The sequence below is a fragment of the Streptomyces sp. R302 genome (assembly GCF_012927245.1).
Lineage (GTDB): Bacteria > Actinomycetota > Actinomycetes > Streptomycetales > Streptomycetaceae > Streptomyces.
The window spans coordinates 144,064-157,108 of record NZ_JABBGE010000010.1; the positions used below are offsets into that span (position 1 = coordinate 144,064).

11 protein-coding genes are annotated in these 13,045 nt (G+C 74.1%); 8 read left to right on the forward strand and 3 right to left on the reverse strand.

What is annotated here, in order from left to right; genetic code table 11:
* Nucleotides 1–205: 205 nt before the first annotated feature.
* Entirely contained in the window at nt 206–1,906 is a 1,701-nt protein-coding gene (locus HHL19_RS29125) for a BCCT family transporter (RefSeq protein WP_169093351.1), read from the forward strand.
* Nucleotides 1,907–1,924: 18 nt separating this feature from the next.
* Here HHL19_RS29125 and HHL19_RS29130 read toward each other — a convergent pair whose 3' ends face one another.
* Both HHL19_RS29130 and HHL19_RS29135 read right to left on the reverse strand, forming a co-directional pair.
* Nucleotides 1,925–2,515 (reverse strand): TetR/AcrR family transcriptional regulator, encoded by a 591-nt coding sequence (locus HHL19_RS29130; protein WP_169093352.1) that lies wholly within the window; start codon nt 2,513–2,515, stop codon nt 1,925–1,927.
* A gap of 151 nt (nt 2,516–2,666) precedes the next feature.
* Nucleotides 2,667–2,912, reverse strand: coding sequence for a metal-sensitive transcriptional regulator (locus tag HHL19_RS29135; RefSeq protein WP_206325785.1), 246 nt, complete (start codon nt 2,910–2,912; stop codon nt 2,667–2,669).
* A 512-nt stretch (nt 2,913–3,424) separates the two neighbouring features.
* Here HHL19_RS29135 and bla point away from each other — a divergent pair.
* A complete protein-coding gene (gene bla / locus HHL19_RS29140) occupies nt 3,425–4,357 on the forward strand; it encodes a class A beta-lactamase (RefSeq protein WP_346768538.1) in 933 nt (310 codons plus the stop codon).
* A 9-nt stretch (nt 4,358–4,366) separates the two neighbouring features.
* Here bla and HHL19_RS29145 read toward each other — a convergent pair whose 3' ends face one another.
* On the reverse strand, nt 4,367–4,837 hold the full coding sequence (locus tag HHL19_RS29145; RefSeq protein WP_169093354.1) for a GNAT family N-acetyltransferase: 471 nt from the start codon (nt 4,835–4,837) through the stop codon (nt 4,367–4,369).
* A 191-nt stretch (nt 4,838–5,028) separates the two neighbouring features.
* Here HHL19_RS29145 and HHL19_RS29150 point away from each other — a divergent pair, with 191 nt between their 5' ends.
* The 6 genes from HHL19_RS29150 to HHL19_RS29175 all read left to right on the forward strand — a co-directional run bounded on the left by HHL19_RS29150 (nt 5,029) and on the right by HHL19_RS29175 (nt 13,031).
* Complete coding sequence (locus tag HHL19_RS29150; protein WP_169093355.1) at nt 5,029–6,489, forward strand: tetratricopeptide repeat protein; 1,461 nt, start codon at nt 5,029–5,031, stop codon at nt 6,487–6,489.
* A gap of 232 nt (nt 6,490–6,721) precedes the next feature.
* On the forward strand, nt 6,722–9,112 hold the full coding sequence (locus tag HHL19_RS29155) for a collagenase (RefSeq protein WP_169093356.1): 2,391 nt from the start codon (nt 6,722–6,724) through the stop codon (nt 9,110–9,112).
* A gap of 70 nt (nt 9,113–9,182) precedes the next feature.
* A complete protein-coding gene (locus HHL19_RS29160) occupies nt 9,183–10,358 on the forward strand; it encodes an FAD-binding oxidoreductase (protein ID WP_169093357.1) in 1,176 nt (391 codons plus the stop codon).
* Nucleotides 10,355–10,672, forward strand: a complete 318-nt coding sequence (locus HHL19_RS29165; protein ID WP_169093358.1) for a (2Fe-2S)-binding protein — start codon at nt 10,355–10,357, stop codon at nt 10,670–10,672. Before HHL19_RS29160 ends, HHL19_RS29165 begins: the two co-directional genes overlap by 4 nt.
* Nucleotides 10,653–12,050, forward strand: coding sequence for an FAD-dependent oxidoreductase (locus HHL19_RS29170; protein ID WP_169093359.1), 1,398 nt, complete (start codon nt 10,653–10,655; stop codon nt 12,048–12,050). The genes HHL19_RS29165 and HHL19_RS29170 overlap by 20 nt, the downstream gene beginning before the upstream one ends.
* A gap of 81 nt (nt 12,051–12,131) precedes the next feature.
* Nucleotides 12,132–13,031: a dihydrodipicolinate synthase family protein gene (locus HHL19_RS29175; RefSeq protein ID WP_169093360.1), complete on the forward strand. Its 900-nt coding sequence runs from the start codon at nt 12,132–12,134 to the stop codon at nt 13,029–13,031.
* Nucleotides 13,032–13,045: the final 14 nt, after the last annotated feature.

A 13,045-nucleotide genomic window follows, 5' to 3' on the forward strand; every position in this document is an offset into this window, starting at 1 on the left:
TGTCCAGGAGTCACCAGGGCTGTTGGTCCACGGAGTTGAGCCCCGCCTGTGGTACTGCCTTAGCAGGACATATGGCGTGTGCCCCGTTCGGCGGGGAAAGGGGTCGTAGATGGCGAATGTCGGACAGGATCCGGGTGCGGGCGGCGGGGGAGAGCGCGGCAGGGGTGGGAGCGGCAGGGGTGGGGGCGGGAGGGGTGTGCTGCCGGTGACGGCGGACCTGCCCGATCTCCGCCACCGGCATCCCGCCCGTACCGACCCGGTCGTCTTCGGCGTCACCGCCGTCCTCACCCTCGCGTTCGTCGTCTGGGGCGCGACGGCCACCGACAGCCTGGAGTCGGTCTCCAGCAGCCTCCTCGACGGTCTGATCCGGGACGGCGGCTGGGCGTTCATGCTCGCCGCCTCCGGCTTCGTCGTCTTCGCGCTCTGGCTGGCCATCAGCCGGTACGGCCGGATCACGCTCGGACAGGAGGGCGAGGGGCCGGAGTTCCGCACGGTCTCCTGGATCGCCATGATGTTCAGCGCCGGCATGGGCATCGGCCTGATGTTCTACGGGGTGAGCGAACCGCTCGCCCACTACGGCACCCCGCCGCCCGGCACCTCCCCGGCCGACTCCGCCGAGCGGATGGAGACGGCGATGGCCACCACGCTCTTCCACTGGACGCTCCACCCGTGGGCGATCTACGCCGTCGTCGGCCTCGCCATCGCCTACTCCACCTTCCGGCGCCGGCGCCGGCAGACGATCAGCGCCGTCTTCGTGCCGCTCATGGGCGCGCGCCGGGCGCTCGGCGGGCCGGGCCGGGTCATCGACATCCTCGCCATCTTCGCCACCCTCTTCGGCTCCGCCGCCTCGCTGGGGCTCGGCGCGCTCCAGATCGGCAGCGGCGTGGAGGAGCTGGACTGGATGGCGAAGACCGGCACGGGCCTGCTGGTCGGCATCATCGCCGTGCTCACCGTCGCCTTCGTGCTCTCCGCCGTCTCCGGCGTGGAGAAGGGCATCCAGTGGCTGTCCAACATCAACATGGTGCTCGCGCTGCTGCTCGCCCTGTTCGTCTTCGTCGCCGGACCCACGATCATCGTCCTCGACCTGCTGCCGACCTCGATCGCCGCGTACATCGGCGACCTGCCGCAGCTGGCCGGCCGCACCGAGGCCACCAGCGGCGAGAACATCCACGACTGGCTGGGCAGCTGGACGGTCTTCTACTGGGCGTGGTGGATCTCCTGGACGCCCTTCGTCGGCATGTTCATCGCCCGGATCAGCCGGGGCCGGACGATCCGTCAGTTCATCGGCGGCGTCATCCTGGTGCCGAGCGCGGTCAGCCTGGTCTGGTTCGCGATCTTCGGTGGCACGGCGATGCGGCTGAGCGAGCAGGGGGAGCTCGCGGGGGAGACGACGCCGGAGGGGCAGCTCTTCGGGCTGCTCCAGGAGTTCCCGATGACCGGAGCGATGAGCCTGCTCGTGATGGTCCTCGTCGCGATCTTCTTCGTCTCCGGCGCGGACGCCGCCTCCATCGTCATGGGCACCCTGTCGCAGCGCGGCGCGATGGAGCCGACGCGACCGGTGGTGGTCTTCTGGGGTGTGCTGACCGGCGCCGTCGCCGCGATCATGCTGCTCATCGGCGACGGGCAGGGCGACGCCCTGGCGGGCCTGCAGAACCTGACGATCCTGGTCGCCGCCCCGTTCGTGCTCGTCATGATCGGCATGTGCGTGGCCCTCATGCGGGACCTGCGGGAGGATCCGCTGATCGTGCGCGGCCAGGTCGGCGAGGAGGTCGTCGGGGTCGCGGTCATCGCCGGACACCAGCGGTACGACGGCGACTTCGAGCTCCGCATCGGCCCGGGCACCACGGACGGAGCGTCCCCGGCGCCGGTCCCGCCCGCCCCGCCCGGCGGGGGCGGACCCCGCTGACCCCCGGGCCGGCCGCCGTCAGGGGCCGACCGCGCGCCAGATCCGGTCGGGGAGGAGTCGGCTCGCCTCCTCGAGGTCGACGTCGCCGAGGGTGAGCCAGCGGCGGGCCATGGCGACGACCGGGCCCAGGACGAGGCCCTCGATGACCGGGGTGGGGAGGTCCGCCAGCTCGCCCGCCGCGCGGTGGGCGTCGAGCCAGTGCTCGATGGGGGTGAGCCGGGCCTCCTGGTTGTCGCGGATCTCGGCGGCGCGGGCGGTGCCCTCCTGGTCCGCGAAGGGGGAGTGCAGGAGGCGGGAGGCGGCCGGCTCCGTGCGGACGAAGTCCATATAGGCGTGGACGACCGCCTCGATGCCGGAGCGCGCGTCCTGGTGGGAGAGCAGGGCGGTGCCCAACTCGCCCAGGAGACGGCCGAGCCAGCGCAGGGCGAGCGCGGAGACGACTCCGTGGAGATTGCCGAAGTGGTGGTAGACGCTGCCGGTGCTGACACCGCTCACCCGGGTGAGGGCGGCGACGGTGAGCCCCGCCTCCCCCTCGCGCGCGTAGAGGTCGAGCGCGGCGTCGAGGACGCGGTCGACGGTGACTTCTCCGCGCTGCTGCTTCGGGCTCATCGAGCGGGGTGCCCCTTTGTCCGTGCGCCATGCCTGGCCTGGTGATTCCGTACCTGATCAGCATAGGAGGCGCGACGGCCGCCCGACCCCGTCGCGCGGACACGAGGCGACGGGCTGCGGGCTGCGGGCTGCGGGGTCGGGCGGCGTGGCCCTACGCCAGGGCGAGGAAGAGTTTCTCCAGTTCCGCCTCCGTCATCGGCGGGCCGCCGGCCGGCTCCTCGGACAGGCACTGGCGCATCCCGCTCGCCACGATCTTGAATCCGGCCCGGTCCAGGGCCCGGGAGACGGCGGCGAGTTGGGTCACGACGTCCTTGCAGTCGCGGCCCGCCTCGACCATCGCGATCACCCCGGCCAGCTGTCCCTGGGCCCGCCGCAGACGGTTCAGCACGGGCGCCATGGCCTCTTCGTCGACCTGCACGGCCGCCTCCTTCTCGTCGTCACCCCCTCGCCAGGATACCCGGTGGGGTATCAAGACGGTCAGTATTCGTGTATACCGATCACTCGCGGGCGGTCGCGGCCGCGTTCGCATGACGGCTCCGAGATCGGTGGGCTCGTGGACGACGGCGCCAGCGCCCCGGCGCAGCGGCGCGACGAGCCGGTCGACACCGTTGTCGTCGCCCCACCAGGCACTCGTGGACCGGCGTCCGCAGCCGGTGGTACGCGGTCGGCAGCGGCAGCACCGCGTCCCGGGCCGGCTGCTCGGCGCTCCCCGTGCCCCCGCGCTGGGGCATGCGTGCCCTTTCATCACGCGCGGAGCACTGCGCTCCGACCTCATGATCGGACAGTGGAACCGGAATCACGTACCGTCAGGCGACCCGGGGTGTCGGAACCGAACCCCGCCGGTCCCGCGTGGTGCACTGCGGAAACGATCACCCGCGATCGCCGACGATCGCCCGCGAAGGGACGTCCGTGCATCCCCAGAACCCCGGCGCCTCCCGCCGGACCGCGCTCACCCTCGGCGCCGCGACGGCGCTCACCACCCTCGGCCTCGCCGGCGCCGGCACCGCCCACGCCGCGGGCCGGCCGTCCGGCCCGGCCGAGGACCGGATCGCCGCCCGCCTACGTGCCCTGGAGGAGCGGTACGACGCCCGCCTCGGCGTCCACGCCCACGACGTGCGCACCGGCCGCACGATCGCCCACCGGGACCGCGAACGCTTCCCGATGTGCTCGGTCTTCAAGACCCTCGCCGCCGCGGCCGTCCTGCGCGACCTGGACCACGACGGCGCCTTCCTGGCCCGCCGCCTCCACTACACCGCCGACTACGTCGAGCGCTCCGGCTGGTCCCCGGTGACCGAGCGGGCGGAGAACGTCGCGGGCGGCCTGACAGTCGCCGAACTCTGCGACGCGGCCATCCGGTTCAGCGACAACACCGCCGCCAACCTCCTGCTGCGCGAGCTCGGCGGCCCCACCGCCGTCACCCGCTTCGCCCGCTCCCTCGGCGACCCGGTCACCCGGCTCGACCGCTGGGAGCCCGAGTTGAACTCCGCCGAGCCGTGGCGGATCACCGACACCACCACCCCGCGCGCCATCGCCCGCACCTACGGCAGGCTCGTCCTCGGCCGCGCCCTCGCCCCCGCAGACCGCGGCCTCCTCACCGACTGGCTGCTCCGCAACACCACCAGCGACGCCCGCTTCCGCAAGGGCCTCCCGGCGGACTGGACCGTCGCCGACAAGACCGGCGGCGGCGATTACGGCGGCAACAACGACGTCGCGGTCACCTGGCCGCCGGACGGCGGCCCGATCCTCCTCGCCGTCCTCACCACCCGGTTCGACCGGGCGGCGAAGGGCGTCGACGAACTCGTGGCCGCCGCCGCGGCGATCGTCGCCGAGGAACTCCGCTAGGGCCTGTTCTCAGGCCTCCGGGGCCATGTCGTACGTGATCCACATCGTGCGCGTGGCCACCTGGTCGTACTTGGAGCGGGCGCGGTGGTTGTCGTCGGCCGTGATCCAGCGGACGACGCTCCAGCCGCGCTCCGCGCCGATTCCGCGCAGCGCGGCGAGCAGGGCGTCGGCGGCGCCGGTGCCGCGGCTCGCCGGGTCCACGAACAGGTCGTCGAGCCAGCCGCCCACCGACGCGGACAGCGGCCGGGCGAAGGCCCGGAAGTGCGCGAGTCCCACAAGGCGTCCGTCGGAGCCCTCCGCCACCAGCCCCTCCACCTCGTGGCCGGGGTCGTGGAGCCACGACCAGACGAGCGCCGCGGCCTCCTCGCTCTGCTCGACCCGGTAGAACGCGGCGTAGCCCCGGTACAGGGCGCGCCACTGGTCGAAGTCGTCCTTCCGGACCGGACGGACCCGGACGGCGGCGTCGTCGGCGACCGACATGAACGTTCACTCTCCTCGTGCTGCGTGCTGCGTGCTGCGTGCTGCGTGCTGTCGTGCGGGGAACAGTGGATCATGCCGCCGGGCGGAGTGGCACGGGAGCCGGTGGGGCACGCTCCCGGCAGCATCCGGCAGCATCCGGCAGCATCCGGCAGCATCCGGCAGCATCCGAGGAACCGAGGTGAGGATCCGCGTTGGCGACCGACCGCTACGGCAACACCCTGTACGCCTGCACCCCCGAGGGGGCCGCCCATCTGGACCGGGCCGTGGAGGCCCTGCTCTTCTTCCGGCCCGAGGTGGCCCCGGCCGTCGAGGACGCCCTCGCGGCGAGCCCCGGCTCGCCCGACGCCCAGGCCTTCGCCGCCTATCTGGGGGTGCTCGGCACCGAGCACACCGGCGCCGCGGAGGCCCGGACCCGCTTCGAGCGCTTCCTCGCCGACTGCGACACCTCCGCGCTGCCCGCGCGCGAGCGGCTGCACCTGGCCGCCGCCGGCGCCTGTCTCGCCGGGAACCTGCACGGGGCGGGCGACCTCCTGGAGGAGCTGTCCCTCGCGTACCCGAGAGACGTCCTCGCGCTCTTCGCCGGGCACCAGCTGGACTTCCTCACCGGGGACGCCGTCCGGCTGCGGGACCGGATCGGCGGCGCCCTGTCGGCGTGGGGGAGGGCCGACGAGCACCGGGGGCCGCTGCTCGGCATGTACGCCTTCGGTCTGGAGGAGTCGGGCCACTACCGGCGCGCGGAGGAGACGGGCCTCGCGGCGGTGGAGCGGCATCCGAGGGACGTGTGGGCGGTGCACGCGGTGACCCATGTGTACGAGATGCAGGGCAGGGTCGCCGAGGGCGTCGCCTTCCTCGACGGCCGCGCGGACGACTGGGCGCGCGGCAACTACCTGACGGTGCACAACTGGTGGCACTACGCGCTGTACGCCCTGGAGGCGGGCGCGGAGGAGACCGCGCTGCGCGTCTACGACGCGGCCGTCCACCACGAGGAGTCGGCCGGGCTCGCCATGGAACTCCTGGACGCCGCCGCGCTGTTGTGGCGTCTGCGGCTCGCGGGCCGGGAGGAGCCGGAGCGCTGGGCGCGGCTCGCCGACGCCTGGGCCGCGCGGGCCGATCCGCCGTTCTACGCCTTCAACGACGCCCACGCCGTGATGGCGTACGTGGGGGCCGGCCGGATCGCGGAGGCGGAGGCGCTGGTGGCCGACCGCCGCCGGTGGCTGGCCGAGGGAGAGGGCGAGGGGGACCGGCGTACCCTCTCCAACCACGCCATGACGGCCGAGGTCGGACTCCCGGTCTGCGAGGCGCTGGTGGCGCAGGGGCGCGGTGACCACGCCGCCGTGGTGGAGCTGCTGTGGCCGCTGCGGCGCAGGATCCAGGTCTTCGGCGGCAGCCACGCCCAGCGGGACGCCGTCCAGCGGACGCTCCTCGAATCGGCGCTCGCCGCCGGGGAGCACGACCGGGCCCGGCTGCTGCTGAGCGAGCGGGACGGGCTGCGCCCGGACAGCCCGTACAACTGGCTGGGGCGGGCCCGGCTGGCCGACGCGATCGGTGACGCGGCGCTCGCGGCGGTGGCGCGCGGGCGGGCGGAGGGTGCGGCGAAGGGGCTGAGGCCGACGGCGCCCGGGCTCGGATCCGTACCGAACTCACCGCGCTGACCTGCGGGTTCGGCTCCGGATCAGGCGGCCGGGCGTCCGCCTCCCCCCGTTCCCTCACGGAGGCGGACGCCCGGCTCTCACAACTGACCCGCGCACAGGGCTTGTCAGTGCAATTTCACATTACTATGTTACAGCTCGTGCGGCGGACGGCCTTCTCTCCGTCAACTCGCGTTCAGGTGCCGCTGATCGGCCGCGCAACCCCCCTCATCCCCACCCTCGATCAGGAGACCTCGTGTCCCAGCACAGAGTCGTGCGCTCCTCCCTCCTCGCCACCGCGATCGCCGTGACCCTCGTGGCCTCCGCCGGACAGGCCGCGACCCAGGCCGCCGAGGCGCCCGCCCCGCGCGCCGCCGCCGCGACGTCCGGCGTGCCCGGCGCCTTCGCGCCCACCGCCGCCGCCGAGCCGAACCCCTTCGACGAGGTGGAACGATTCGCCAAGGCCCGTACGGCCACGCCCGCCCCGGCCCCCGCCCCCGGCGGCACCGGCGACACCAGGGCCCGCGTCCCCGGCCAGGCGAAGAAGGACGCCAAGGCCACCGCCAAGCAGGGCAAGGCCCAGTCTGCGCCCGCCGCCACCCTCGCCGCCGGCGTGCCCTGCACCCTCGACGGCATCACCGGCCTCTCCCCGGCGGCCTTCGCCGACTTCCTCGCCGACCCCGCCGTCACCGCCGACGGCTGTCTGACCGGCCTCATCTGGACCTGGGACGCCCGCCTCGCCCCGGTCATGTCCGACGCCCACGTCCAGGCCGTCGCGAACCGGATATCCGGCCTGGCCGCCGCCCACGACGGCCGCAACTCCTCCCACCTGGAGGAGATGTTCACCTATCTCCACGCCGTCGCGTACCACGACTTCTCGCGCGACGAGATCGACATCACCGACGCCCCGACCGTCGACGCCGTCCGCCGCGCCATCGCCGCCTTCGGCTCCGCCGCCCGGACCTTCGACGTCACCGCGTCCAACGCCCGCACCCTCCGCGAGGCCCTCTACATCGGCAGCGCCCCCGGCCTGCGCCAGCACCAGCTCGGACTCATCACCAAGGTGCTCGCCACCATGGACCCGGCGCACCCCGCCACGAACCAGGACCCGACCTGGGCGGGCGCCGCGCTGTCGGCGCTCTCCGTCAACTACCTGGGCATCTACTCCGGCAACCACGACACGGCCTTCCACGCCGCCGTCGCCGCCGACCCGGCCTACCGCGCCGTCTTCAAGGCCTTCGCCGGCTACACCCACCTCAAGGGCACCGCCAACGCGTGGGTCGCCCGCGACGCGATCAGCGAGTACGGCCGCTTCGGCGAGGTCGCCGGCCTGCGGAACGGGATCGTCGCCGACCTCGGCGCGATGATCGGCCCCGTCGAGTCCGCCTGGGGCCCCGGCAGCCAGCCCTGGGCCAAGATCGTGTCCTGGCTGAACTTCTACGACGCCTGCGCCCCGTACGGCGTCTGCAAGGCCGACATCGAGGCCCGGATCTTCCCCTACACGTACACCTACGACACCGGGACCGGCGCCGCCCTCAAGGTCCGCACCGGCCTCGACCGGGCCACCGTCGACCAGTTGTACTACGCGAGCAAGCAGGTCAAGGCGCAGTTCCACCGGGTGGTCGGCAGCGACCAGCCGCTGGCCGGCGACCCCAACACCACCCTGAACATCGTGTTGTACGGCTCCCGGGCGGACTACGAGAACTACCACCCGATCCTGACCGGGTACGACACGAACAACGGCGGCATCTACATCGAGAACGGCGCCACCTTCTACACGTACCAGCGCCGCGTCCCGCAGGACTCCTCCCTCACCCTGGAGGAGCTGTTCCGCCACGAGTACACCCACTACCTCAACGGGCGCTTCGCCGTCCCCGGCTTCTTCGGCCAGGGCCCCTGGTACCAGGGCGACCGGACCACCTTCATGGACGAGGGCACCGCCGAGTTCTTCGACGGCGCGACCCGCGACGACGGCATCGCCGTCCGCAAGTCCCTGGTCCGCAGCATCATCAACGACACCGCGGGCGGCGGCCCCCGCATGAACCTCCGGCAGATCCTGCACGCCACCTACGACGGCGACGGCTTCCGCTTCTACAGCTACGCGGGCACCTTCTTCGAGTTCCTGTGGACCGAGCGCCCCTCGCTGATCCGCGAGATGTACACCCGCCTGCGCGCCGACGACGTCGCCGGCTACGACGCCTGGCGCGAGCGGCTCAGCTCCGACGCCGGACTCCAGCAGGCGTACGACCGCTTCCTCGACGCGCAGATCGCCAAGGTCGACGAGCTGTTCGTGCCCGACACCTCCTACACGCCCAACGGGCAGCTCACGTACTCGACCGTCTCCGGGGTGAAGACCGCCTTCGCCAACGCCACGTACAACACGCCGGACTGCGTCGAGAAGGGCGAGCCCGGCAAGCGCCGCTTCGAGTGCACCGGCCGGATCACCGCGAACCTCGCGAACCCGGGCAGCGACGACCAGAACTTCAAGGACATGTCCGAGACGGTCGACTACTTCATCCTCGACCGCTCGGGCGCGGCGCTGAACAACCTGGCCGACATGAACTGCAGCTTCGGGCCGATCGAGATCTGGTCCAACAGGGTCGCCGGCACGTCGAGCTTCCGCTGCGAGGGCCCGCTCCGCAGCTGACCCCACGTCCGTCCCGCCCAGGGGCCGCCGGCCCCTGGGCAACGCCTGAAGAATGTGACATATTACTGCCGTGCCCAACAGACACTCCCCGGACGTCGTGATCATCGGCGCCGGCGTCGTCGGAGCCGCCTGCGCGTACTACGCGGCGCGCTCCGGACTCACCGTCGCCGTGGTCGACCGCGGTCCCGTCGCGGGCGGCACCACCGGCGCCGGGGAAGGCAATCTGCTCGTCTCCGACAAGGAGGCGGGCCCCGAGCTCGACCTCGCGCTGCTGTCCACGAGACTCTGGCGCGAACTCTCCGCGACACTCCCGCCGGAGACCGAGTACGAGCCCAAGGGCGGGCTCGTCGTGGCGCCCGACGAGTCCGCCCTCCGGGCCCTCCGCGCCTTCGCGGAGGGCCAGCGGAAGGCCGGCGTCACCGCCACCGAACTCCCCGCCGACCGGCTCGCCGAGCTCGAACCCCACCTCGCCCCCGGCCTCGCCGGAGGCTTCCACTACCCCCAGGACGCCCAGGTGCAGCCCGCCCAGGCCGCCGCCCGGCTGCTCGCCGCCTCCGGCGCCGCGCTCCACCTCGGCGAGGAGGTCACCGCGATCCTCCGCGGCCCGGCCGGCGCCGTCCGGGGCGTGCGCACCCCGCGCCGCGAACTCCTCGCCCCCGCCGTGGTCAACGCCGCCGGCACCTGGGGCGGCGAGGCCGCCCGGCTCGCCGGCGTCCACCTCCCCGTCCTGCCCCGCCGCGGCTTCGTCCTCGTCACCGAACCCCTCCCGAGGATCGTCCGCCACAAGGTCTACGCCGCCGACTACATCGCCGACGTGGCCAGCGGCTCGGCCGCCCTCCAGTCCTCCGCCGTCGTCGAGGGCACCCCCGGCGGCCCCGTCCTCATCGGCGCCACCCGCGAACGCGTCGGCTTCGACCGCTCGCTCTCCACCGAGGCCCTGCGCCGGCTCGCCGCCCAGGCCGCCGCGCTCTTCCCGGTCCTCGCCGGCGTCCAGGTGCTCCGCGCCTACCACGGCTTCCGCCCCTACCTCCCCGACCACCTCCCGGCGATCGGCCCCGACCCGCGCGTCCCCGGCCTCCACCACGCCTGCGGCCACGAAGGGGCCGGCATCGGCCTCGCCCCCGCCACCGGCGCCCTCGTCGCCGCCGCCCTCACCGGCGCCGAACCCCCGCTCGACCCGGCGCCGTTCCGCCCCGAGCGCGACTTCGGCCCCGCCGACGCCCCGACCCAGGAGCAGCAGAGTTGAGCCGCCGCACCCCGCGCGCCCTCGTCGGTGGCGCGCCGCAGGAGACCTTCACCTTCCGCTTCGACGGCCGGGACATCCCGGCCGCCGCCGGGCAGACCGTCGCCGCCGCCCTGTGGGGCGCGGGCGTCCTCGCCTGGCGCACCACCCGGCACGGCGGCGAACCCCGGGGCGCCTTCTGCGGGATCGGTCAGTGCTTCGACTGCCTCGTCACCGTCGACGGCACCCCCAACCGCCGCGCCTGCCTCGTCCCCGCCCGCCCCGGCGGCCTCGTCACCAGCCAGGAGGGAACCGGCCATGACGACCTCGCCGTCTGACTCCGGGACCGCGCCCGTGGACCTCGCGATCGTCGGCGCGGGACCCGCCGGTCTCGCCGCCGCCGTCACCGCCGCCGCCCTCGGCCGCACCGTCACCCTGCTCGACGCGGGCGCCCGCCCCGGCGGCCAGTACTACCGCCACCCCGACCCGGCCCTCGGCGCCACCCGCCCCCAGGCCCTGCACCACGACTGGGCCGCCTTCGCCGGCCGCGAGGCCGAGCTCCGCGCGCACGAACGAGCGGGCCGCGTACGATATCTGGCGAACCATCAGGTGTGGAGCGTCACCGGCTCCGGAACCGACTGGAGAGTCCACTCCCGCACCGACGACGAGGCCGGGGAGCCCGTCCGGGCCCGCGCGGTGCTGCTCGCCACCGGGGCGTACGAGCGCCAGCTGCCGTTCCCCGGCTGGACCCTGCCCGGCGTCGTCGGCGCCGGGGGCGCCCAGGCCATGCTCAAGAGCGGGCTCGTGCTCCCCGGCCGCCGCGTGGTCGTCGCGGGCAGCGGGCCGCTGCTGCTCGCCGTCGCCGCCTCCCTCGCCGCCGCCGGCGCCCGTGTCCCCGCCGTCGTCGAGGCCGCCGGATACGGCCCGTACGCCCGCCACACCGGCACCCTGCTGCGCAACCCGGCCAAGCTCGCCGAAGGCGCCCTCTACGGCGCTGCGTTGCTCCGCCACCAGGTCCGCCCGCTGCTCCGGCACGCCGTCGTCGAAGCGCACGGCACCGACCGCGTCGAGGCGGTGACCGTCGCCCGGCTCGACCGCGACTGGCGCCCCGTGCCCGGCACCGGCCGCCGGATCCCCTGCGACGCGCTCGCCGTCGGCCACGGCCTGGTCCCCGAACTCTCCCTCGCCACCGCCCTCGGCTGCACCACCCGCACCGCCGCCGACGGCACCGCCGCCCTCGTCCTCACCCCCGGCCTGCGCACCTCGGTGCCCGGCGTCTGGGCGGCGGGCGAGACCGGCGGCGTCGGGGGAGCCCAACTCGCGCTCACCGAAGGCGAGATCGCTGCCCACTCGATCGCCGGACAGGCCGTCCCGACGCCGCTCGCCCGGCGCCGGGAGCGACTGCGGGCCTTCGCCGACGCCATGGGCGCCGCCCACCGGCCCGGTGCCGGCTGGACCGGCTGGCTCCGCGAGGAGACCGCCGTCTGCCGCTGCGAGGAGGTGCCGGCCGGGCGGGTCCGCGAGGCGGTGGAGGAGCTGGGCGCCACCGACGCCCGCACGGTCAAGCTGCTGACCCGCGCGGGGATGGGCTGGTGCCAGGGCCGCATGTGCGGTCCGGCGGTGGCCGCGCTCGCCGGCGGCGAACCCGCCGCCGACCGGCGCCCGCTGGCCTGCCCCGTACGGCTCGGGGAGCTCGCCGAGCTCCCCGCCGACTAGCCCCTTCCGTGGTGGTCACACTCTTGTGGCCGCCGCACACCCCCTAGTAAAATGTCACACACTACAAAGGAGTACGTCACCATGACCGACACCCGCACCCGCCCCTGGCACGGCATCATGGTCGCCACCACCCTGCCGCTGCGCGAGGACCTCTCCGTCGACCTCGACGCCTACGCCGCCCACGTCCGCTGGCTCATCGACAACGGCTGCGACGGCGTCGTCCCCAACGGCTCGCTGGGCGAGTACCAGACCCTCACCGACGCCGAGCGCGCCGCGGTCGTCCGCACCGCCGTCGAGGCCGCCGGCGACGGCTCCCGCGTCATGCCCGGCGTCGCCGCCTACGGCTCCGCCGAGTCCCGCCGCTGGGCCGAACAGGCCGCCGAGGCCGGCGCCGGCTCCGTCCTGCTCCTGCCGCCCAACGCCTACCGCGCCGACGAGGACGCCGTCCGCGCCCACTACGCCGAGGTCGCCCGCGTCGGGCTGCCGATCGTCGCCTACAACAACCCCATCGACACCAAGGTCGACCTCACCCCGGCCCTCCTCGCCCGCCTCCACGCCGACGGGAACATCGTCGCCGTCAAGGAGTTCAGCGGCGACGTCCGCCGCGCCTACGAGATCGCCGAACTCGCCCCCGGACTCGACCTCCTCATCGGTGCCGACGACGTCCTCCTGGAGCTCGCCCTCGCCGGTGCCGTCGGCTGGATCGCCGGCTACCCCAACGCCCTGCCCGAGTCCGCCGCCACCCTCTACCGGGCCGCCGTCGCCGGCGACCTCGCCACCGCGCTGCCGCTCTACAAGGCGCTGCACCCCCTCTACCGCTGGGACTCCAAGACCGAGTTCGTCCAGGCCATCAAGCTCTCCATGGACCTCGCCGGCCGCCCCGGCGGCCCCACCCGCGCCCCGCGCCTGCCGCTCACCGGTGCCGTCGAGACCGCCGTCCGCGCCGCCACCGAGAAGGTCCTGGCCGAAGGCCTTCGCTGACCCCAGGGGGAAGA